This window comes from Flavilitoribacter nigricans DSM 23189 = NBRC 102662, assembly GCF_002646595.1.
Classification (GTDB): Bacteria; Bacteroidota; Bacteroidia; order Chitinophagales; family Saprospiraceae; genus Flavilitoribacter; species Flavilitoribacter nigricans.
Window position 1 is genome coordinate 221,032 of the sequence record NZ_PDUD01000019.1, and the last position, 22,698, is coordinate 243,729.

General features: G+C 52.0%; 14 protein-coding genes. 5 read left to right on the forward strand and 9 right to left on the reverse strand.

Annotated elements, in window-relative coordinates:
- Nucleotides 1–42 precede the first annotated feature (42 nt).
- From CRP01_RS13730 to CRP01_RS13750, 4 genes are all read right to left on the reverse strand, one after another.
- Nucleotides 43–480: a rhodanese-like domain-containing protein gene (locus CRP01_RS13730; RefSeq protein WP_099150623.1), complete on the reverse strand. Its 438-nt coding sequence runs from the start codon at nt 478–480 to the stop codon at nt 43–45.
- A 404-nt stretch (nt 481–884) separates the two neighbouring features.
- Nucleotides 885–2,228: an MBL fold metallo-hydrolase gene (locus CRP01_RS13735; protein WP_099150624.1), complete on the reverse strand. Its 1,344-nt coding sequence runs from the start codon at nt 2,226–2,228 to the stop codon at nt 885–887.
- Nucleotides 2,229–2,478: 250 nt separating this feature from the next.
- On the reverse strand, nt 2,479–3,312 hold the full coding sequence (locus CRP01_RS13745; RefSeq protein ID WP_099150626.1) for a universal stress protein: 834 nt from the start codon (nt 3,310–3,312) through the stop codon (nt 2,479–2,481).
- A 79-nt stretch (nt 3,313–3,391) separates the two neighbouring features.
- Complete coding sequence (locus tag CRP01_RS13750) at nt 3,392–4,804, reverse strand: MBL fold metallo-hydrolase (RefSeq protein ID WP_099150627.1); 1,413 nt, start codon at nt 4,802–4,804, stop codon at nt 3,392–3,394.
- A 505-nt stretch (nt 4,805–5,309) separates the two neighbouring features.
- Here CRP01_RS13750 and CRP01_RS13755 point away from each other — a divergent pair.
- On the forward strand, nt 5,310–6,041 hold the full coding sequence (locus CRP01_RS13755; RefSeq protein ID WP_099150628.1) for a hypothetical protein: 732 nt from the start codon (nt 5,310–5,312) through the stop codon (nt 6,039–6,041).
- A gap of 155 nt (nt 6,042–6,196) precedes the next feature.
- Here CRP01_RS13755 and CRP01_RS13760 read toward each other — a convergent pair whose 3' ends face one another.
- The 3 genes from CRP01_RS13760 to CRP01_RS13770 all read right to left on the reverse strand — a co-directional run bounded on the left by CRP01_RS13760 (nt 6,197) and on the right by CRP01_RS13770 (nt 10,983).
- The gene (locus CRP01_RS13760) at nt 6,197–8,581 is read right to left on the reverse strand and encodes a choice-of-anchor B family protein (RefSeq protein WP_099150629.1); all 2,385 of its coding nucleotides are present in this window, start codon (nt 8,579–8,581) and stop codon (nt 6,197–6,199) included.
- Nucleotides 8,582–9,055: 474 nt separating this feature from the next.
- Nucleotides 9,056–9,481: a hotdog fold thioesterase gene (locus tag CRP01_RS13765; RefSeq protein ID WP_099150630.1), complete on the reverse strand. Its 426-nt coding sequence runs from the start codon at nt 9,479–9,481 to the stop codon at nt 9,056–9,058.
- 68 nt (nt 9,482–9,549) lie between these two features.
- Complete coding sequence (locus CRP01_RS13770; RefSeq protein ID WP_099150631.1) at nt 9,550–10,983, reverse strand: DASH family cryptochrome; 1,434 nt, start codon at nt 10,981–10,983, stop codon at nt 9,550–9,552.
- Nucleotides 10,984–11,242: 259 nt separating this feature from the next.
- Here CRP01_RS13770 and CRP01_RS13775 point away from each other — a divergent pair, with 259 nt between their 5' ends.
- From CRP01_RS13775 to CRP01_RS13785, 3 genes are all read left to right on the forward strand, one after another.
- A complete protein-coding gene (locus CRP01_RS13775) occupies nt 11,243–11,665 on the forward strand; it encodes a c-type cytochrome (protein ID WP_099150632.1) in 423 nt (140 codons plus the stop codon).
- Nucleotides 11,666–11,689: 24 nt separating this feature from the next.
- Complete coding sequence (locus CRP01_RS13780) at nt 11,690–15,682, forward strand: choice-of-anchor L domain-containing protein (protein WP_099150633.1); 3,993 nt, start codon at nt 11,690–11,692, stop codon at nt 15,680–15,682.
- An 82-nt stretch (nt 15,683–15,764) separates the two neighbouring features.
- Nucleotides 15,765–16,700: an alpha/beta hydrolase gene (locus CRP01_RS13785; RefSeq protein ID WP_099150634.1), complete on the forward strand. Its 936-nt coding sequence runs from the start codon at nt 15,765–15,767 to the stop codon at nt 16,698–16,700.
- A gap of 1,823 nt (nt 16,701–18,523) precedes the next feature.
- On the opposite strand, the gene CRP01_RS13790 is transcribed toward CRP01_RS13785, so the two are convergent.
- The gene (locus CRP01_RS13790; protein WP_170110364.1) at nt 18,524–20,053 is read right to left on the reverse strand and encodes an alpha/beta hydrolase-fold protein; all 1,530 of its coding nucleotides are present in this window, start codon (nt 20,051–20,053) and stop codon (nt 18,524–18,526) included.
- A gap of 56 nt (nt 20,054–20,109) precedes the next feature.
- On the opposite strand from CRP01_RS13790, the gene CRP01_RS13795 reads away from it, so the two are divergent.
- A complete protein-coding gene (locus CRP01_RS13795) occupies nt 20,110–20,763 on the forward strand; it encodes a hypothetical protein (RefSeq protein WP_099150636.1) in 654 nt (217 codons plus the stop codon).
- A 561-nt stretch (nt 20,764–21,324) separates the two neighbouring features.
- Here CRP01_RS13795 and CRP01_RS13800 read toward each other — a convergent pair.
- Complete coding sequence (locus CRP01_RS13800; RefSeq protein ID WP_099150637.1) at nt 21,325–22,698, reverse strand: FGGY-family carbohydrate kinase; 1,374 nt, start codon at nt 22,696–22,698, stop codon at nt 21,325–21,327.

Genomic DNA, 22,698 nt, shown 5'->3' on the forward strand with positions numbered 1-22,698 from the left:
AGCTAATTCTCCGGTCTTTTGGGAGCGCTTCGGAGCCGTTGCTTACTGGTGCTCGGCCGTCCACGCATTGAAGCCTCCCTCCAGATTGATCAAATGGGAAAAGCCTTCGGTTGCCATGATCTCTACCGCCCGGGTGCTCCGCCGTCCGCTTCGGCAATAGACCAGATAGGTTTTATCTTTATCCAGCCGGCGCACCCGTTCCGTAAAGTCGGCGGCGAGTACGTCAATCTCCATCGCTCCGACGATCTTACCGGCTGCGGTCTCTTCCGGCGTACGTACGTCAAGCAGGACAGTATTCTTTTTACCGATCAGCTTTTCAAATTCCGTTACCGAAACGTTTACAGATGCCTCGGCCGGATCGGCGGCAGCCACCGCACTGACTTCGGTGGAAGTTACTTCCGGAGTAGCCTGGTGGCGTGGAGCGTTGGTATGACAAGCAGCAAAAAATACGGCGAGTACGACGGGGATGATCCATTTCATAATTAGCTCATTTAAAAAAGTGTGCTGCACCACCCAACTTAACGGGCGGTGCAGCATCCACCACAAGAAAACCCTTTTTCCTATTTTAACTTTCGTTGTAATCAGAACATGTTTAAAATTCGTTTTTGATGGCGAAAATGACCAGATAGTGGTTCTCACGAAGGCATTTTTAAGTCTCATAGCAGCGCTATGGGGCGAAAAAATGGTAAAGTGAGGTTCATTAGATGGTTATTTGCAGGCCAAAGGATGAAATTTAAACATGTTCTTAATTGAACAATACAAAGAACGGCGTATTCCAGGCGGCAGTCAGTGATCCGGATCACACGGTATTTATTTAATTCAAGAATATAGAATTCGATACTTGAATTGTAGAGAGAAGATGGTAGAGCGTAGAGAAACTGAGATCAGGTGAATTCCTTGACATCCTCACTAAGATCGAAAACCGATACCTCATCGCCGATGGCCCGGTCTACGATACTCGTACCCGCCGCGGAACGGTATCCACCGGCACAGTGCACAACGATTGGCTTTTCGGTAGGGATCTCTGCGGTCCGTTCCCGCAGCTCGTGTAAGGGGATATTGATGGCGTGCTCGAAAAACTTGCCGTCTTCCACTTCGCTTTCGTTCCGGATATCCACTACGGTATACTTTTCCGGATCTGTCTTAAAGGCTTCCAGGTCGAATTCGTCGCTTTCAGTTCCATCCAGGGCACCGGTGTAGATAATGGTCCCTTTAATGAACGGTTCGTAACCGATCTTGGCCGCCTTGTTCAATACGCTGTCCAGGGTAGTTTCGTCGCCGGCAACCAGATAGAATTTTTCACCCGGTTCGATAATGGAACCCAGCCAGGTCTCAAATTTATTGCCTTCCATGATGTTGATGGCTCCGGGATAGTGGCCCCGCTGGAATTCGGTTTGGGGCCGGGTATCGACGATCAGCACGCCGGCTTCCAGCTTGGGAACATCTTTGCCCATGCGGGAAACAGCCTGGATGCTTTCGTCCAGATCGGGTGCCCCCTGCTTATTGAGGTCCACATTATAGCCGAAATACTTGGGTATGAAGGGTTGCCCTTCGAGCAGCCAATCCACGAATTCATCTTCACCCATCGACTGCAATGCGGGGTTTTCGCGCAACTGTTTGCCGAGGGTACTGGTCAGTTCATCGCTCATACCCTTGCCGCATAAGGAACCGGCACCGTGGGCCGGATAGACCATCACGTTTTCATTGAGCGTCATTAGTTTTTCCCGGGTGGAATGGTACATCTGTCGGGCCAAGCTTTCTCTTTTGGCCTGCATCCTGCCGGTATTCTCCCGCAGGTCCGGACGACCGACATCGCCGATAAAGAGCGTGTCTCCGGTAAAGACGGCCTGCTGCTTTCCGGCTTCGTCTTCCAACAGAATGCTGATGCTATCCGGAGAATGCCCCGGGGTATTCAGAGCCTTGAGGGTAATGCCGTTCAGCTGGATCTCCTGCCCTTCGTCAAAACCGACGTGGGGGTAATCCGCGCCGACCTTCCGGCTCACATAAATAGAGGCCCCGGTATCTTCGGCAATTTCCAGGTGGCTACTGACAAAGTCGGCGTGCGGATGGGTTTCGATCACCCCAACAATCTCCGCTCCTTTCTCTTTTGCGTACTCGTAATAGGGTTCGGGATCGCGTCCCGGATCGATCAGTATCGCTTTTCCATCCGAAAGCACCACATAAGATGCGTGGGCCAGTCCTTCGTCATATATCCGTTTTACTTCCATCTTCAAAAATTTTCTCCTTAGTAATGGTTCCTACATAAAAAGAAATACATGAAGAAACATTCATGTATTTACCTATGGAACACTTCCGGAAGGGCAGAAGTTTTCTTACCCGTCCGGAGTTGGCCGGCGAACAGGACTTACTGGATGGAAGAAAAAAGTGCCCGAGGGATCGGGCACCGGATAGAATATGCTACACTACAAATCGAAATGTGCGTGTGTATCGACTTGTTCCTGGTGAAAAAAATCAGCTCTAAACCCTGAATGTCAGAACAGGCTGCATCAGATGGTTCACTATATCTTCGGAAACGCTGTGCTTGAACAGGCGGTCAAAACCTTTCCGCTGGTGGGTGCCGATGGCTACGATATCCACGCGGTTTTCCAGGCTGAAATTCGTGATACCCTGTTCAATGGATTCTTCGTCGTAAATGTGGAAACGCACCTTATCCAGACCATTGAGCTCCACAAATCGTTCCATATTGCGTTTTACCTGGCGGGTAGTGGCAAAATGTTTCGGCGTATTCACGCGGAGCAGGTGCAGCTCGGCGTCAAAAGCGTACAGCAGGTCTTTCAGGATCCCCAGATCAAGTTGTTCGACTTCCTCAAAATCACTCAGCAGCAAGATATCGTGGATCAGCATGCCCGAACGATCACACTTCAGACAGAGGACCGGTACCGGCGATGCATTCACAATATGGCCCGTATGCGATCCCCGGATGAACTCATTCATACCGTGGGCTCCCTTGGTTCCCATTACCACCAGATCGACCTGGTTATTTTTTACGTATTGCAGGATATCTTCTTCGATATGTCCGATCCGGACATTGGTATAACGGATATCGGGTTTGTCTTCGATCCAACGTTCCAGCCGCTCTTCCACGGCGACTTTTTCTTCGTAGAAATCGGAAAAATCTTCTCCTTCGTCATTGCGCAGCCTTCCGTCCGGATCAAATATGGCGCCGGCCGGTGCGGGCACTACGGTGAGTACTTCAATACTCGCTTTGGTCTTTTGTGCGATCTTGTGGGCCAGTTCGTAGGCATAATCGCCCAATTCGGTTCCATCGGTGGGCAAAAGTATTTTTTTCATGATCTGTAGTGTTTAAATGTTGGAAATCGTAAGCCGACGTCTGCACGTCGACCTACGATCTGATTGGCTACCAACTTGTTTACAATTCCGTTATCTGCTCAATGTATTCCGTACGTTTGAGATCCGTTTGGCTCAACGCTTTGTAACCACCGCGGATATTAACGACATCTTCAAATCCACGTGCTTTCAGAATGGAAGCGGCGATCACGGAGCGATAACCTCCGGCACAGTGCACGTAGTATCTTTTATCCCGGCTGATCTGGTTCATATTCCGGTTGATGAAATCCAACGGGAAGTTGACCGCACCGTACAGGTGTTCGGCCGCATATTCACTTTCCCGGCGGACGTCCAGCAGATTTACATCCCCTTTGGTAAAGACCGGCGCAAACGCTTCGGCGGTAATCTCTTCCAGGGTATCGACTTCCTCACCGGCTTTTTCCCAGCTCGCAAATCCGCCTTTCAGATAGCCGATGGCATTGTCGTAACCGACGCGGGCCAGACGGGTCACTATCTCTTCTTCCCGGCCGGATTCACTAACGAAAAGGATGGGCTGCTTCAGATCCGTGATCAGGGCACCGACCCACATCGCGAAATTGTCGTCAATACCGATAAAGATCGATCCCGGAATGAACCCTTTGGCGAATACATCCTGGTGGCGGGTATCAATCACCAGCGCTTCCTCTCCTTCCCAGGCGGCTTTGAAAGCGCCTACGCTCAGGGCCTGCACGCCGCGTTCGCGTACGGTATCGATACTCTCGTATCCCATCTTGTTCATCATGGCGTTTTTCGGGAAATATTGCGGCGGCTCTACGAGGCCGGTGGTCACTTCTTTTACAAATTCGGCCCGGGTCATATCGGCCCGCAGGGCGTAGTTGGTCTTCTTCTGGTCTCCGAGATAACCCCAGGTATCCTTACTCATTTTTTTACCGCAGGCGGAGCCGGCACCGTGTCCGGGATAGACGATCACATCGTCGTTCAGCGGCATAATGCGGTTGCGCAGACTGTCGAAAAGGAATCCGGCCAGATCCTCGCGGGTGATCTCTCCCTGCTTGATGGCCAGGTCCGGGCGACCGACATCCCCGAGGAAGAGGGTATCACCGGTAAAGATGGCGTAGTCGTTGCCCTTTTCGTCCCGAAGCAGATAGGTGGTACTTTCCATGGTATGCCCCGGAGTATGCAGTACCTTAATGGTGATATCACCGACTTTCAGTACTTCGTTATCCCTGGCTATATGGGCGGCAAAGTTGGGCTGAGCGGTAGGTCCGTAAACGATGGTGGCTCCGGTCTTCTGGGCAAGGTCGAGGTGACCGGATACGAAGTCAGCGTGGAAGTGCGTCTCCAGTACGTATTTAATCTTGGCGCCGTCGGCTTTCGCTCTTTCCAGGTAAGGTTCGGTTTCCCGCAGCGGGTCGATCACCACTGCTTCCCCTTTACTTTCGATATAATAAGCGGCTTCCGCCAGACAACCGGTATAGATTTGTTCTACTTTCATGATTTGATGTTTTTTTGATTAGTTGGCCCGATCCGGAGGTATCTCTCACCTTGCGGAAGATCCTCCGTCGTCGGCAATTTTTTGTAATAAGTTCAGCTTGAATAAATTGCAAAAGCAAATGAGCAATTTGGGCAGGTGCTTCGTTTACGGACATTTATTACAACACATAAGATCTTCTGATTTAAAGGTTTAGGAATCTTTAAGAACAGTCCAAAGATAGCGGCAAAAGCAGGCGGGTATTTGTGAAGAAGATCACATTGGCGGGGTGATTGTCATCACCGTGGAGGGTGATGAGGATCATTGGGCAAGCGGGAAAAAAGTTGTATAGAAAAAGGCAATTTCGGAGTAAAACGGGCTGCAATTTAAAGGCAGGGTTAACTGGCCGGTCAATAAAGCGGGTAACGTAAATCCAGTATTAATTTTTTGCAACTCCGGCCGGCTGCCGGCTGATTATAAAAGCCATTGGTTACTTTTGGAGATCACCTAAAGTCCATTGTCCTATCCTATGCCATCCTATTACATCATCAACGGTCAGCGCTACGATCGTCAGTTACTGGAAACCGCTCAACAACTCACCGAAGGCCGCGGCGACGGCCGGATCTCCCGGCAGGACGCCGAGATCATCTGGGAGCAAGTACAGGACGGCAGCAGCATCACCGCTACCGAAAGACGTACCATCCTTTACCTGCTGGAAAAATTGAACTGGTCGGACCGGGCCAGTGCCTGGAGCGAACAACTGGTGGAACTCCAGGAAGACCCCGAGGAGGAAAACGGCATCGATCACATCGTTCGTGTAGAGTTCGACCTTGAAAGCCTGCGTTACGATTTCCCTCCGGCTTACATCCGGGACCAGGAAGCATTGGAACACAATCGGCTTAGTTTCAGCCAGGCGCTCCGCACGGCGCTGCAGGTGATCCTGCACAGCGATTCGGAGCGGGAAAGTCCGCGGCAGGTGATCGGCCAGGTATTCGGCTGGTTCCCGGCAGCAGAACCGGAAGCCCGGCAAAAGATCAGCCTCAAGTTGTACGAGGTGCTCCGGAACGGTCAGATGAGTTTACTCCCGGCTATTGACTGGAACGCAGACACAGAGCTGGACTTTAATCCGCCGGAAGGTGGCGAAAGTGCCACCGACAATTGGATCTTCACTCTCTACCTGCCAACTCTTTCGGATCATCTCTACTGGGTGATCGTTCCCAGAGACGGGAAGCGGGAAGCTTTTATTTACGGTTTTAACTGATCCGTGCGGATGCGGCATCTTCAGCCGATAGCTTTTCAATCCTGTCAGAAAAGGTTTGGGAAAGCAGCAGGACGGAACACAGTCAAAGTAAAGGCGCCCCACTTACGGACCGCCTACTCTACCTCAGCTAATCCTGCTGCTATCCCTCTGGCCGCTTAGCGCACCTTGATCACCTTCAACATGCGGCCTCCAAGACCCGGAACCAGCAGATGCAGGTAATAACTTCCCGGCGCCCAGTTTTCGGAAGGAAGATCGTACAGCCCCGTTCCGGCCGGGATCTCCAGGTTCAGAAGTTGCTGACCGAGCTGATTAAAAGCCCGCAATTGTACGGCAGCCGGCTCCGTCAGATCGCGCAGGTCCAGACTGATCTGTTCGCGGAAAGGATTGGGAAAAGCCCGGACCGGTAGAACCATAAGTTCCGGCTCATCGGTACTGTTGATCAGATCCAGCTCCCGGACGCGCACAAAATCCAGGGCTGCTTCCACGAGGTGCCCCTGCTCCACATCATCCGCAGTGGTGAGGATCAAGCGCATGGAATTCGTTAATTCGAGATAATCCTTAAGGTGGAAGAAAGTTTCCGGACGCCACGCGCCCATCGATTCTTCGCTGGTGATATTTTCCAGCACTACGGTATCCGTGCCATTGGTGATCTGGATCAACAAGGAATCGTTCGGCGGGGTAGAGCCTCCGGCATTCAGGAACCAGGCGTAGTAGGTCAGCACCGGATCTTCGTATTCACTCAGGTCCATCCAGGGAGAGATCAGGGTGGAAACGCCATTGTCCACATCATCCGTTCCGGCAGCGCCTCCGACATTGCCCGTAACGTAACACTCATCACCGATATCCCCCTCGATATCAAATTCCGGATTCGAGCTCTGGCCGTTAAAATAAGTGCCGGTGGGTTCATCCCGCGTCCACGGTCCACGGGCTCCGTTTCCGGTCAATGTATGCTGCCAGCCGAAATCGAAGAAAAATTCGTCCTGATAGCCCCGCTGCAGGTTGATGGTAAAAGCCGTATCCTTTCTGATCTGTACGGTTCCGAGATCCTTAGCGATGTAACCCCATTTTCCGGCATAGACCGAGTAAGTGCCTTCGTATACATCTTCGATAGCGAACAGGCCGTCGCCGGCCGTTGTGCCCCGGAAAGTACCCTGTTCACCTTCGAGAACTACCTGCGCTCCTTCGATCGTGGCACCGCCCGCTTCCTGTAAGGTGATCCCGCTGATCTGGTTCAGAGAAGCCGGGGTCAGTTCTACGTCCAGCACCGTAAGCAAGCCGTTGTCCAGCGTTGCCGAAACGGTTTTGGGTAAATACCCTTCTTTAAAAAAGTGGACATCAAAAGTACCGGCCAGCGCCTGACCGGTTTTGTACTCACCACTCAGATCGGTATTTTCAATATTAGCTTGTTCGGAAAGAATGGTGACACTCACTCCATTGAGCCGGGTGCCGGTGCCGGCTTCCGTCACGGTGCCTTCCAGCCAGGCGGCCCGCACATAGTTTGGTTCGAGCACAAACAGACCATTTTCGATATCGGTAACCAGTACCAGTCCGGACGGCAAATAAGGGTAAGCACCCCAGGCACCCACCGTACCGATGCCCCCGAGAAAGGTATCAAAATTCCCGACTTCCACCAGATTGGTTGGGCGGGAAGCATCCACGATGATACCCCCGTCTCCGTAATAGGAAAGGATGAGCCAGTCCTCCCACACGTGTACGTTGTGCGGTATGTTCCCCTGGGCGAGCGTGGCCGCCGGACGGAACTGATCCAGTTCCCGGATATTGGTCGGATCGCTCACATCGTAGGAAGCCACCGGAGCCGTAAATCGCTCATCGGTGGTAAAAGCTACGGTGCCGTCGTCGGACAGCCAGATGTTGTGCGTGAAATTAAAAGGTGTCGGCTGGGTGCCCAGCAGCAAGGGCATTTTTTTATCGCTGATATCGTAAATGGCCATCCGCCCTTGGTACAGCTCGGAAGAATAAGCCAGATCACCGCGAACGTAGATATCGTGGGCGTAGATAGAAGCGATCGGTCCCACAAATTCCGGATCCCAGGGATTGTCATTCAAATCTACGATAAAAGGGCCGCCCCGGAAGAGATTGGAACCGGCAACGTAGGCAAAGCCCAGGGAATCGACATACAGGTTGTGGATATTATCCAGCGTTTCTTCTCCCACAGTGACCGTCCAGAAGGTATCCCGCACCGTACCCGGTAGGCCGCTGAGATCAACGATCTGAATACCGCCGCTGGTCTCATTGGATACGTAGGCGTAATTGCCCCAGGATTTCACATCCCGCCAGATGGAATTCGGACCATTGACGAAGGCTACTTCCGTAGGATTGGCGGGGTCCTGCAGGCTCACGATGGACAAACCGGTGACGGTGCCTACCAGTGCGTATTCCGTGCCATCGGGAGCCACCCAGCCCCAGATGTCATTGGTTTCTACATTGTAGCTTTCGGTACCGACCAGCTGCATATTCAACTGTGCAAAAGCCAGTCCACCGATGAGCAATAAACTAAATACTAAGATTGTTCTTTTCATTTGTTTTGGTTGTGACAATGCCCGTTCTAATCTCCGTCGCCGGGCAGGACTGTTCAATTCTATTTTTTTTAATCGCAATGCCAACCCCAATCACAATGGCAAGGTAAAGGCAGCTTTGGGGTCCAATAAGGAACTTCCTGACTGATCCCGGATTGTTAAAATTACTTATCTAATGAAAGTTGCTATTTTTCCCATCCTATACTGAACGCCCCCGTCCGTAGCCGGGTTATTCCAGGCACCGGAAAATTTGGAGGCCATTTGAAAATAGATCGTAAGGGTTTTACTGGTAGATGTAGAATACCGGACAAAATAAGAAAAACGGACTGACGAAAAACAGGAAAAGGTATTACTTTTCGCCCTATCTACCCTTCTCCTTTTCTCCAGGTCTTCCAGGCCCCCTCCGCCCATTTTGAAAATATCCAGTAGGATGTCCTGGGAGGTTTCAGGGAAAGCAAAGGTAGGTATTATTGGAGTTTATCGACGTTCAACTATGGCAATTGTTATACGGCTGACACAGACCGGGCGATCCCGCTCATCCCGGATGTCGATCTGCCACACGTGTAACCGGCGGCCGATCTTAATGGGCGTGCACCGACCGGTTACCTTACCGGAACGCACCGAGTTGAGGTGGTTGGCATTAATCTCTACTCCTACCGGCACCTGTTCGTCGAGGTTTTCGATACAAAGCAGAGCCGCCACACTACCGAGAGTTTCCGCCAGGGCAACCGATGCGCCCCCGTGCAGCAAGCCAAAAGGCTGCCGGGTCCGCTCGTCAACGGGCATGGTCGCTTCGAGATAATCGGGCCCTACCTCGGTAAATTCCATTCCGAGATGTACACTTAAAGACGCTTTGGAGATTTGCGCTATCTGACTCAGGTCCAACTTTTGTTTCCAGATCATAAAATTGGGATGCCGGGGAAATCGAGGCCGCTGACCGTCCGCTTCCCCACTAATTAATTATACGATACCTAATTCCACTTGCCCGTGTCCACCAGCGCGGCGGGATAATCCCTACCGAGTTGAAAATGAAAATCGCGCTGTTCCATTTCCGACAGGCTATCGGGCTGGTGTATCTTATCCTGCGGCACTTCGGCCAGTTCGGGCAGCCACAAACGTACAAAATCTCCCTGGGGATCGTAGCGTTTGGCCTGCGCCAAAATATTCAGCTCCCGGTGTTCCCGGGAATCACTGCCGACACCGGCCACAAATTGCCAGTTGCCGTAGTTGCTGCAAACGTCGTAATCGATCAGGACGGATTCAAAATAATCGGCGCCCATCTGCCAGTTGACTTTCAGGTCATTGACGAGAAAACTGGCGGTATTCAGGCGACCCCGGTTGGACATGTACCCCGTCTGCTTGATCTCCCGCATATTGGCATCGATAAAGGGGATGCCCGTCTGGCCGTTAACCCAGCTCTGCAGCAGGTCCTCGTCGTTCTTCCAGTCCGGATCCGTCTTTTCCTGGATGCCACCTTCCTGGAAGACCTTATTACCGTGTTTTTTGGCCATGAAGCGGAAGAAGTCCCGCCACAGCAGTTCGAACAGCAGACCGTAGGTAGACTCGGACTGGCCGTAAGTCTTTTCGAAAGTTTTGACTTCGTAATATACCGTCTTCGGAGAAATACATCCCTGGGCCAGCCAGGGAGAAAGTTTGGAAGAATAATCCGTTCCCATCAGGTTGTCCCGGGTATCCTTGTAGTGACGGATGTGTTCCGTATCCCAGACATACTCCTTCAGTCGTTTTAAACCTTCCAGCTCGCCTCCCTTGAAATCGAGTACGGCCCGGCTATCCGCCGGATCGTCTTCGTGACCGAAATCTTCCAGGCGGGGTATTTCACCGGGTTCCAGCAAAACAAAAACGGGTTCGAAAGTTTCCGGGCGGGGAAGCGGGTGGCGGATGGCCACAAAGCGTTCTACTTCCTTGCGAAACTGGGTAAACACATCCGGCGTATGGGTCACCGGGAACGGCAGGTCCGCCGTGTAGTAGAGCATCTTCCCGCGGGAATAGCGGATCTCCTGTCCGATGGACCAGAGATTTTGCTCCAGCGCATCCTGGACGGCGACTTCTTCCTCAGTCCGTTCGCGATTACAAAACACCCAACTCGACTTGGCTTTATTGGCCAGATCGTAGATGATCTCCTCGGGTTTACCGACCCGGACGATCAGTTCACTACCCAGTGCTCTCAGCGAAGTCCGCAGATCGTGTACGGATTCGATGATAAAGCGGGCCCGGTACTTTCCAGTCTTCGGAAATCCATAGCGGGTCTTCCCTTTGAATACGCGTTCGTCAAATACATAAACCGGTATTATTTCATCAGCGCTGGCGATGGCATCGAGCAGCGCTTCATTATCGTGGAGGCGCAGATCCTGTCGAAACCATACTATCGCCCTCTTATTTCGCATAGGCTTCAAATTTTCCTTACTAATACAACCAACCTGAAGGAGAGCGGTTCAAAGTTTAAGTGTATTTCGGTGTACATTTCGGGTACCCGGTGAAAGTTTACCGGACTGCGGCAATAGCCGGCAGTTTTGCAAAATTATTGTATCATTGTGTAGTATCAGATCCCGGACGCAAGCTGATTTGCAGGAAGGTTCCGGTGGAAAACCGTTTTCACCGTCTGGAAAGGATAAAACCGGGATCATCTACTAAACAGTATTGTCCATGAACTATCGTTTTGTTCGTATGGCGTTATTGCTCCTGCTTCCCCTGATAGGTGTGATGATCAATAGCAGCTGCAATAGCGAACCTTATCCGCAGGGGAAGATCTTATACGAAAATTTTTGTCAGAACTGCCACATGGAAAACGGCAGCGGACTGGAGGGCCTGATCCCTCCGGTGGTGGGCTCGGATTACGTGCGGGATAATATTGCCGGAGTGGCCTGCATCATCCGATACGGCGAGGAAGAACCCATGGTAGTGAACGGACGCCGCTATACCCAGCCCATGCCGGCCAGCCCCCAGCTCAGCGATTTCGAGATTACCAATATCATCAATTATGTGCGTCATGCCTGGAGCAATGATTACGGGTACGTCACCCTGGAGGAAGTAAGAGAGGCATTGGAAGCTTGCAAACCGGAAAGATAGGCCCTAAATTCAACAAAAATAAGTATGTTCAGAATACTTGGTACCAGCGCTCTTCTATTATTGTGTAGCCTGCTCCCGGCACAATCTGATGTAGTAAATGATGATTGCGATGGTCTGATCGACCTGGGCCTGGCACCGGCCTGCAACAATACCGTATACGATAACCGGGGTGCCGGTCCGAGCGATATCGGATTCGGGAACATCCCGAGCTGCTTTGCCGACAGTACCGTTACCAGCGATGTCTGGTTTTCCTTTACCACCTCCGATACGGTTTTCAACTACGTAATTAATGTGACCGGTTCGGAACAGGGTGCCAACGGGATCGTCCAGCCCCAAATTGCCGTCTACCGCGGCGGCTGTGAGGAGAACGGGCTCGCCCAGTTGCTTTGCGGCACGGCCGAGGAAGGCAGTTCCGATCTTACCCTGAACGCGATCGGCCTGACCCCCAATATCACTTACTTTATCCGCGTGGACCACGCGCCCTCCGGGCAGGCCGGCACTTTTCAACTTTGCGTGGAAGAACTGTTGCCCAGCAATACCATCGACCAGGGAGGCAGCACCGCCTGCTCCGGCCGGCTGTTCGACTCCGGTGGCGCGGACGGCAATTACCAGAACGATGAGGATTACACCTTCACCATCTGCCCGGATGAACCCCACGAGTGCATTAACTTCAACCTGGAATACTACAACATTGATCCTTCGGAAGGAGATCAGCTCATATTTTACGACGGCAGCACGCCAAGTTTTACCAATATCATTGCTCAGTTCGGCGGGTTTGAACTGGAACCCGGCGGTGGGGTGTGCTTTGACATCCAATCGGCCAGTGACTGTATCACGGTACGTTTCCGGAGTAATAATGCCGTTACGATGGAGGGATTCGCCGGTTCCTGGAGTTGTTCGCTGACACCCTGCAAAACGGACAAGCCCATTAGTGTGGCCGGCAATATTTCCAACGACCAGATCGTGGATTTCATTTCCACGCCACAGACGGTAGTGAATATTACGGATATCAACTGCAATCAGAATGCCTACGGGACCTTCCTGGCCGGCGACAGCACCAACCTCGGGCTGGAACGCGGCCTGCTCCTCACTACCGGGGATATCAATATCGCTCCGGGCCCGAATACCATAGTGGATGCCGGATTTGAACACGGCACCGCGGGGGATAAAGACCTGGATTACCTGTCCGAGATCCAGGGCGAAGGCAGCCTTTCCGGGGATGCCTGTATCGTGGAACTGGATGTCTTTGCCGCCACCAACGAACTCACCTTTGAGTACATCTTTGCCTCGGAAGAGTATCCGGAATTCGTCAATACCGAGTTTAATGACATATTTGCCTTCTTCATTTCGGGGCCGGGCATCGAGGGGGACCCTAATATCGGCAACCAACAAAATATAGCCGTACTGCCCGGTACGGATACTCCGGTGCAGATCAATAGTGTCAGCCATCTGGAGAACTGGCAGTATTTTCGGAATAACGAACTGGGCCGCAGCCTGGAATACGACGGCATGATCGCCGATTTCTTTGGGGTTAAGAAAAGTCTGACCGCCCGGGCCCAGGTGGAACCCTGCCAGACCTATCACCTCAAACTGGCGATCGCCGACCGGCGGGATTTTGCCTACGATTCCGGCGTATTCATTTCCGAATTGCGCGGTGGCGCCCCCAGTTTTCGGGTCGCTTACCAATCCGGGATCGACTTTCTGATCGAAGAATGCACCACGGTGAGCGATACGCTGTACGTGGGCCTGAACAGCCCGTTGCGGGATACCGTTTCTTACCAGCTCCGGATCGAAGGCACCGCTACCCTGGGTACCGATTACACGCTGGATGCCCCCGCTACCATCACCTTCCTGCCGGGGCAGACCAGTATCGGATTTCCCATCAGCGCCATCACCGACGGTGCGGTGGAGGGAACCGAGACCATCGAACTTTCCCTGACCAATAACTTCGGCTGCGGGGAGGTGACCTATACCACCATTACGATCGATATTCAGGATGAACTAGACGTACAGATCCAAGCTACGGGCGACTCGATCCTGCAGTGCCGCGACAGTACGCTACAACTGATTGCCACCGGGGCCGCCGATTATTTCTGGACGCCCGCCGGTATTTTTGAGAACCCCGAAGATGCCGAGCAAACCTTCACCCCCATAGGCTCCGGCTGGATTACCGTTGAAGGACAGGTCGGAACTTTTTGTCGCGATCGCGATTCTGTGTTTGTCAGCTTACTGAATGTTGAACTGGACATCGAGGCGCTCGATCCGACGGCCATCTGTCAGGGAGACAGCGTTCGGCTGGAAGCGGTGAATAATATCGGCAGCTCCAATTTGCGATGGCTGCCGGCAGCCTCGGTAAGTAATGATACGACTACGGTCACCATCGCCAAACCAGAATTTTCAACAGATTATGTCGCCCGGGTAAGCGCAGAAGGCTGCGTGATCACGGATACGATCCGGATTGATGTGGATCAGTTTGCCATACCCGAATTACGCAGCGATACCACCATATGCCAGAATACCAGTCTGGATCTGGTCGTAACGCCTTTCGATACCAGCGGGCTGAACGTAGTATACCAGTGGAGCCCGGTCGCCGGCCTCGACGATCCGGGCAGTCCGACTCCCGAAGCACGTCCGGCCGAAACGACCACCTACACCCTGTTAGCCGTCAGCGAAAACGGCGGTTGCCAGGACAGCCGATCGGTCCGGATCGACGTATTGCCCGCCAATGTAGATATTCTGGAAGCGGATACCACTTATCTCTGTCTCGGCGATGCTGTTCAGCTGAATGCGATGACAACCACTGGCAGTCCCGAGAATGTCGTCTGGACCGCCAGTGACGGTAGCCTTCTACGATCGGATGTCGGGCAGATAAGCGTACAGCCGCAACGGACAACGACTTATTACACCACTTTTGAAGTGGGTATCTGTCGGGTCTACGATTCGGTGCGGGTACAGGTGGATTCCCTGCCCGCAGAGCTATCGATCACGGCGGATGTTGAAAAAGAACTCTACTGTCAGGGGGAGACCATTGTTCTCTCCTCCCCTATTTACGAGCCGGCCATTTACCCCGAGCTGACCAACCGCTGGTTGTTCGGCTTAGGCTACGAAACGGGAGATTCACTCTATAATATGGTAGTCACGCTGCAGGATACTTTCTATTACCAGCGCATTACCGCCAATAATGCCTGTATCGACACCCAGGCCATACTGATCCCTGTATTCCCGCCGCCGGATCTTGCGATCCTGCCCGCGGATACCACGGTCTGTGTCGGTGAAAGCGTGCAATTGCAGGCCGTTTACGCCGGTAACGGTCCCCTGAGCTGGTCGGCTTTCCCCGGGCTTTCCTGTACGGATTGTCCCAATCCCGTGGTTACGCCCCCGCTGGGTACCAGCAGTATTTCCCTGACAGTAACCGAAATGGACTGTGAGAGCAGCGTATCCGCCAGTTTTACCGCCATCGAACCGCCCAATATCCAACTCAACATCCAGAGTAGTCCGGGAGATACCGTTTTTGCCGGTGAGCCCTTTACCCTGACAGCCACCGCCGACGGCATGTCTTTTGCGGAATACGAATGGCTGATCGGAGACGACATCCAGATCACCAATACTGGGGAACTAAGCAGCATCGCGCCGGAGCTCGGAGCGAACGAAGATTTCGTCACTCTGCCCGTCTCACTAACCGTCATGACGGAAGACGGCTGCTTCCTGAGCACAGGCATCACGCTGATCATTCAGAAAGGCCGGGTGCAGATCCCGAATGCGTTCACCCCGAATAACGACGGCATCAATGATGTGTTCCGGGTGTATTACAATACGCCGATGATCACGATCAGCCAGTTTACCGTTTACAATCGCTGGGGGAAAACCGTATTCCAGAGTAACGACAATCAGGGCTGGGACGGCAACTACCAGGGCCAACCGGCACCGAGTGATGTATACCTCTACCACATCGTCTTCCGCCTGGGCAGCCTCGGGGAAGAACAGGTGATGCGGGGCGATCTAACGCTGGTACGTTAGAGTTTTGGCGGGATATTTAAAGCGGAAAATCGGCTAAATGATTTTGTTTGGTTAATTTTCCATGTGTCAAAAAGCAAGCAACATGCGAGATCTCGTTCTTTTACTTTTTTGCCTGGCCCTGGGTACGGGGCTAAGCGCACAGGATCAATACCAAAGAATGGCCATTGAATCGTCCCGGGCCTGGCTGGACATCGACTATGTCGGCGACCGGCACATCGGTCACCGACTGGATATTCACCTCCCCGCCGAAGGTGAGGGGCCTTTTCCCATCGTTATTTCAGTCTACGGTAGTGCCTGGTTTTCCAATAATTCCAAAGCCACTACCTTTTCTACCGGGCTGGGTCAAAAACTGCTGGCGGGTGGTTTTGCCGTTGTCAGTATCAATCACCGGGCCAGCAGCGACGCCTTGTTCCCGGCCCAGATCCAGGATGTGAAGGCGGCCGTGCGTTTCGTCCGGGCCAATGCCCCATCATTTGATCTGGATCCCGCTTTTATCGGCATTACCGGCTGGTCCTCCGGTGGTCACTTGTCGGCGCTGACGGGCAATACGAACGGCATTGATAGCGTAAGCACAGAAGGGGAAACGGTAAATATTGAAGGCAGCCTCGGGAAATTCACCGATACCGACAGCCAGGTGGATGCCGTAGTAGACTGGTATGGCCCCACGGATTTTTTGATCATGGATACCTGCGGCAGCTCCTTTTCCCACGATAAACCCAAATCTCCGGAATCCTCGCTTATCGGCGGCCCTATCCAGGAAAACCCACTGAAATGCCTCCTGGCGAATCCGATCCATTACGCAACCGCCAACCCGCCGCCTTTTCTAATTTTCCACGGGGATCAGGATCCGCTGGTGCCGCTTTGCCAGAGCGAAAAACTACACGATCAAATACAACGTCGACAGGCCCCGAGTGAACTGGTGATCGTCGAGGGTGGTAAACACGGGCCGGGTGTGATGATCGAGCCGTATTATGATCAGATGGTGGCTTTTTTTCAAAAGCACGCTATGGGAAAGTGAGGTGGATCGGGCAAAAAGTGTGTTTAAGTTTTGGGGTGTTAATGTGTTGATGTTGGATGTCTCCGTTAAAGATCAAGTGATTAATATTCGATGGATTAGGATTGGGTACAGTTTACCGGGTATTCAAAAGCTTGATCTCGATCAGAGTTGTAAATCTTGGCTCCCGGTCTGCCCGTGTTATTCTATTTTTTCATTATTATACTTGACAACATGTGATTTTGTGCAAATGAAGATCCCCCTCGACCTTCGGCCAGTTCCCCCAGCCATACGGCCCGTATCGGGGTGGATCACAACCATCCATTAAGCAAGGTGCTATCCTCCTCGGGAGGAGGTGCCCGCCCAGAACGGGCCCTTACGGGCAGGGCGGAGGAGGAATATTAAATGCACAAAACCTGACGTTGTGCAGTATAGCCCCGATCACTTTTTACCGACCTCCAAGAGTTTACTCAGACACCCTGCTTAGAAAAATGTATGACTTCTCTGAGGTCAAAACTAACCTTTCGTCCATTTCCAACGCATATTTAACCTTTCCGAGGTCATTTGGGTACCCTGTGAAAATCAGCGACAACTCATGTGAATCAGGCACAAATTTGGAAGGAATGTGCCTTTAGGCACGAAATGTAGGTGCAAAATGACCGTTTCCCAGCTTAGCGTGCTGTAGGTACGCCATGTAAAACCATATTGCGTACCTACGGCACGCTGAACCTATCGAATATTGGAAAGGCTACCCGGATTTCGTCCCTACAGGACTTTTACCCCCTTGATTCGCGACTCATATTGATCTCGATCCCGCTTTCATTAGACGTCTTTTGATGGAATTGATGGTTCGATTACCTAAATCGATTGCTGTTAGTCTTTGGGGTATCTATGAAAACCTGAGACAACTCATGTGAATCAGGAATAAATTTGGAAGGAATGTGCCTTTAGGCACGAAATGTAGGTAGCAAAATGACCGTTTCCTGGCTTAGCGTGCCGTAGGTACGCCATGTAAATCCATATTGCGTACCTACGGCACGCTGCACCTATCGAATATTGGAAAGGCTACCCGGATTTCGTCCCTACAGGACTTTTAAACCCTAATTCGCTTCATATTGATCTCGAGCCCGCTTTCATCAGACGCCTTTTGATGGAATTGATGGTGCGATTACCTAAATCGAGTTCTGTTAGTCATTTGGGTATCCTGTGGAAATCTGAGACAACTTAGGTGAATCAGGGATAAATTTGGATGGAATGTGCCTTTAGGCACGAAATGTAGGCAGCAAAAATGACCGTTTCCCGGCTTAGCGTGCCGTAGGTACGCCATGTAAAACCATATTGCGTACCTACCGCACGCTGCACCTATCGAATATTGGAAAGGCTACCCAGATTTCGTCCCTACAGGACTTTTAAACCCTAATTCGCTTCATATTGATCTCGAGCCCGCTTTCATCAGACGCCTTTTGATGGAATTGATGGTGCGATTACCTAAATCGAGTTCTGTTAGTCATTTGGGTATCCTGTGGAAATCTGAGACAACTCATGTGAATCAGGGACAAATTTGGATGCAATGTGCCTTTAGGCACGAAATGTAGGTAGCAAAATGACCGTTTCCCAGCTTAGCGTGCCGTAGGTACGCCATGTAAAACCATATTGCGTACCTACGGCACACTGCACCTTTCGAATATTGGAAAGGCTACCCGGATTTCGTCCCTACAGGACTTTTACCCCCTGATTCGCGACTCCTATTGATCTGGATCTTACTTTCGTTGGCCACCTTTTTATGGACAAATGGTTCGATCGCCTTAATCGAGTGCTGCTGGTAGGATCACTTACAGATAATCAACCTACTCCTTCCCTTCCCACTTCGCCCACATCATCTCCAGTATTTCCCGGTGATCGAAACCCGCGCAGTGCCCCTGCATCGGTTCAAAGACGATGGTGGCATCAGACTTCGGGTTAGTCGTTCGCTGGATGAAATCGTCAAAAGCCCGGGTAGCGGGATTGAGGTAAAAGTTATCCATATCCCCCATCCAGATGTAGATCTTTCCCTGGAGCTTGGGACCCAGCTCGGGCCAATTTTCCTGCAGCAGGATCTTCATGTCATATTTCTTCCAGTGCTCGGCCACTTCCCGGTCAATCACGCCGGTATGCGGATCGAACATCGGGGCCGGTAGGCCGTCCGCACCTTTCGGACTGTACAGGGCCGTATGCGCACTGAACTGGCTACCGGAAGTGACGTAGGTATCCGACCAGCCAAGTACATTCTCAAACTGCAGAAAATCCTTGACCGTCATCCGCGGATCACCGTAGATGTCCCGGGCCAGCGGGCGCAGATTGCCCCATTCGTTGACGTATTCATTCTCATCTTTGTAAATATTCACCAACTGATAATTCTCAAATTCGATAGCGTCCGGACTGTAAGACCAGACCCCGTTGAAAAAGTCCGGATAGTACAATTGCAGCGCCAGCGAAACCCAACCACCGGTGGAACAGCCGTCCACAAAACGAGATTCCGGCGTACCGAGACCGCGAAAATCCCGCTCGATCAGCGGGATCAGTTCTTCCACCAGATTAGTCCCGTACGGACCGCTATTATCCGAATCCATCTGGTAACTGTCGCCGAAAGGGCCCTCTCCGTCCAGGAAGACCTGGATCATCTGGGGAGCATCATCCGACATCCACCAGTCGAAGAATTCCTCACTGTTAACCAGGCGATTCACCCGGGTGTAACGGCCGCCGTATCCGGCGATGTTGTAGCGTACCGGATACTTCCGGTCGGGTTCATCGTACCAACTGGCCGGCAGGAGGACCGATGCTTTCACGTGTACTTCTTTATCCCAGAATTGCGAAAGCGACTCGCTGACCTGATCCACTTCCCGCACGAATTTATGATCCACCACTTCCAACGGCCCGAATTGTTCCGACAGCTCGATCTCGAATACATCTGTATCGCCCACTTCAATCCGGGTCACCGGGCTGTACATATTGCCCGTGGCCCCGATCCGCGATTCTTCCCGATCGTGATCCCAAACCACCTGTACGTACCAGATACCTTCCGGTACGCCGCTTAGTATGAAATCCGCCTTCTGGGTCCACACCTGGGTGTCATCCAGCAGCAGTGGTTCCGCACCCGTCCAGTCTTCCACATTCCGCGCGAAGACCTGCAGCCCGGGAGAGGGCCAGGAGGTGATCAAAGAACGCCGATTGCTGTTATTCAAAAAAATGAAAACCCGCCCGTCTTCCGGAAAATCGGCCTGCAGATCGTCCGCTACCCGGACCTCAAAACCGAGCGTAGTGGTGGGCTGCGCCGGCATGCGGCAACTCAGGAATTGGATCAGAAAAAAGCAATAAAAAATGTAGCTGGTTTTCGACATATTTGTAGGGTTTTTCGTGCCCATCCTGGAAGCACGCCTCCAAAATAGCTATTCTCATGACACCGGAAGAATTTGTCAAATGTTTTTACCTGGAAAGGCAGTCCCTCATTGACCTGTACTTTGCGCCCGGCGGTAACACCCAGGTCGCCTCCCTGATCAGGAACATGCAATTGGACGAAGTCGGCACCGAACGACTACGAGAACTCTTACTGACCGTATTGGACGACGCTTTTTACACCGTACTCCTGGGCCTGGACGGGGAAGCCCAAATCGGTAACCGGCAGGAAGCCTATACCCTATTGGATGAGGAGCAGCGGGAACTGACCGGCGGAGAGATCGAAGGCTTTGCCTGGGAATACTTTCACGGCTTTAAATACGAAGCCGATCAAAACCGCTCGGATTTCATTGCCGAACTCCGGTACCGGACCACGGAGGAAGGTGGCCGACAGCGCCCGGTCCGATCCGGTTATCGCCCCCATATCCGCTTTCCGGTAGACGACATGCTGACGTCCGGCCAGCAAACCTTCATCAACCGAACGGTGGTGTACCCCGGTGATCGGGTCTACGCTGAGATCGAAATCCTGGCGAAAGATTATTTTGCCGGAAAATTGCGGGAGGGTATGAGGTTTGAATTTTCTGAAGGATCCCGCCTGATGGGAACCGGTAAGATTCTTCGGATGGTCAACTTAAAATTGATGGCTGGGGGTTGAGGGTAGTTTAAATTTAATTTCCAGGAATTTTTTCCCCCAGTGTAGACTAGCGCCAAAAGACATAGAAAAATCACCGCAAAGTCGCCAAGCCGCAAAGATCTAGAGCTACTTTTTTCGGTTAAATTTGCCGGGGGCAAATTTTCCGAAGCACTTCGCGGCCTCTAAATTTGAGAACGCGAAGTATTGTGAATTTGCCTCCGGCAAATTCACAAAAACTTAGCGCCTTGGCGACTTTGCGGTGAAAATAAACACATACCGTCCGGCAGGACTAAAAAATGCCTTCTTGGGTGTACTTAGGTTGTGCTAAAGTGGTTCAAAATCATATGGTGTAAATTTATGTATACTCCCTAGCCCGTGCCGGCGAGGAAAAATCCCCTGCAATTTACGGGAAATCAGATCTTTATACTTCCAAAGAATTGCCGTGGCATTTTATTCAATCGTGAGGTCAATATCAATTCCAATAAAAAGGCAAAGGCAAGATTACACTTCAAAATTTATCTTTCCGGCTGATTTTGAAGTATTGAATTTGCCATTGCAATTGCCATTGAAAATCAAACCATCCTACCCCAGCACCAGCGGCGTATGCTTACGCATCGTATAGTGTTTTTTCAAAAACTTCCGTCCTACCTTTTTATCCGAGATCACGATCGCCGCTCCCAGCGCGGAACCCAACGGCGATTTGGTCGTCCGGAGCTTGTAGCCCGGAAAGGCCATGGACAGTAGGTGGACGAAGATCTCATTATCCGCAAAGCCGCCGTCGATGTAGATCTTGCGGACCGGCGTGGTACCGATCGCGAGTTTAGCGGAGGCGATCTGCAGTTCCACCAGTTCCAGCATCAATTGATGGTAGGCTTCCTCGAAGGAAGCAAAGGCATCGTAGCGGTTCTCCGCCGGCTGATCCCGGGGGATGTTGATACTTTCCAGATGGTAATAATGGGTCTCCTTTTCGGACAGCTTCCGGTAGATCTCCGGATCAAAGGTTACCACCTTGTGCGCCCCGTAGGGCTTGCCGAAATGCTCGCACAGTTTTTCCGCCTGCAATTTGTATTCATTGCCCAGGAAGAGGCGAGAGGCTTTCACGGGATTGCCGTCAATACGCATGTAGTTGAGACAATCCTGCTGCAGGTCCGCTTCCGACAGGATCTCTTCGCTGAAGGGATTGAGCGCGATGCTCCAGGTACCGGTGGATAACAGCAGGAAAGGTTTGGAATCCGCCAGGATGTAGGGCAGCAATGCCGAAGAGCTGTCGTGAATACCCGTTCCGATCTTCATGTGCTTGCCCTCGTAATCCATGTTGATGCTGGTATTGGTCGCCACTACCGGCGGCAGGATCTTGTTGATACCTTCGGCGTATACCCAATCGTGATAATCCCCCTTTTCGTAGTTCCAAAGGCTGGTATGGCAGCCGATACTCGTATAATCACTCACCGGAATCCCCGTAAACAGGAAGCTGATGTACTGCGGTAAATGTAGCGACCAGCGGATGCGGGCAAAAACTTCCGGCTTGGCGTATTTCAGCCAGTAGAGCTGCAGGCCCGAGTTGAGCATGCCGAGTGCCGGGGAAGCCGTTTCCTGCGCGATGGTCAACGCATCTCCGTACTTCTCGTGAAACGACTTCAGGAGTTCCTCCGGATAAGGTTTCAGGTAATTGTACAGCGGAGCCACCGGATTGCCGTACTGATCCACGTGTACAAAGCTGGCCCCGTAGGTGGAGAAATTGATATCCCGGATATCGTACTGCTCACTTTCCAGGATCCGTTTGAACAGGCCCTGCACCCAGTCCTTGATGGCGTGCAAATCATCCGCGGGGAAACCATCGTCATCCTCTACTTCCGTAAAGCGACTGTATTCCTGGAAGACTTCTTTACGGTCCTGATCAAAAAGAAAAAATTTCTTGTTGGTTTTACCAATATCAAAAATTGCCGTCACCTTCAT

Coding starts and splice junctions, on each gene's coding strand:
- CRP01_RS13730 (WP_099150623.1), bottom strand. CDS start 480: ATGAAATGGATCATCCCCGTCGTACTCGCCGTATTTTTTGCTGCTTGT.
- CRP01_RS13735 (WP_099150624.1), bottom strand. CDS start 2,228: ATGGAAGTAAAACGGATATATGACGAAGGACTGGCCCACGCATCTTAT.
- CRP01_RS13745 (WP_099150626.1), bottom strand. CDS start 3,312: ATGAAAAAAATACTTTTGCCCACCGATGGAACCGAATTGGGCGATTAT.
- CRP01_RS13750 (WP_099150627.1), bottom strand. CDS start 4,804: ATGAAAGTAGAACAAATCTATACCGGTTGTCTGGCGGAAGCCGCTTAT.
- CRP01_RS13755 (WP_099150628.1), top strand. CDS start 5,310: ATGCCATCCTATTACATCATCAACGGTCAGCGCTACGATCGTCAGTTA.
- CRP01_RS13760 (WP_099150629.1), bottom strand. CDS start 8,581: ATGAAAAGAACAATCTTAGTATTTAGTTTATTGCTCATCGGTGGACTG.
- CRP01_RS13765 (WP_099150630.1), bottom strand. CDS start 9,481: ATGATCTGGAAACAAAAGTTGGACCTGAGTCAGATAGCGCAAATCTCC.
- CRP01_RS13770 (WP_099150631.1), bottom strand. CDS start 10,983: ATGCGAAATAAGAGGGCGATAGTATGGTTTCGACAGGATCTGCGCCTC.
- CRP01_RS13775 (WP_099150632.1), top strand. CDS start 11,243: ATGAACTATCGTTTTGTTCGTATGGCGTTATTGCTCCTGCTTCCCCTG.
- CRP01_RS13780 (WP_099150633.1), top strand. CDS start 11,690: ATGTTCAGAATACTTGGTACCAGCGCTCTTCTATTATTGTGTAGCCTG.
- CRP01_RS13785 (WP_099150634.1), top strand. CDS start 15,765: ATGCGAGATCTCGTTCTTTTACTTTTTTGCCTGGCCCTGGGTACGGGG.
- CRP01_RS13790 (WP_170110364.1), bottom strand. CDS start 20,053: ATGTCGAAAACCAGCTACATTTTTTATTGCTTTTTTCTGATCCAATTC.
- CRP01_RS13795 (WP_099150636.1), top strand. CDS start 20,110: ATGACACCGGAAGAATTTGTCAAATGTTTTTACCTGGAAAGGCAGTCC.
- CRP01_RS13800 (WP_099150637.1), bottom strand. CDS start 22,698: ATGAAGGTGACGGCAATTTTTGATATTGGTAAAACCAACAAGAAATTT.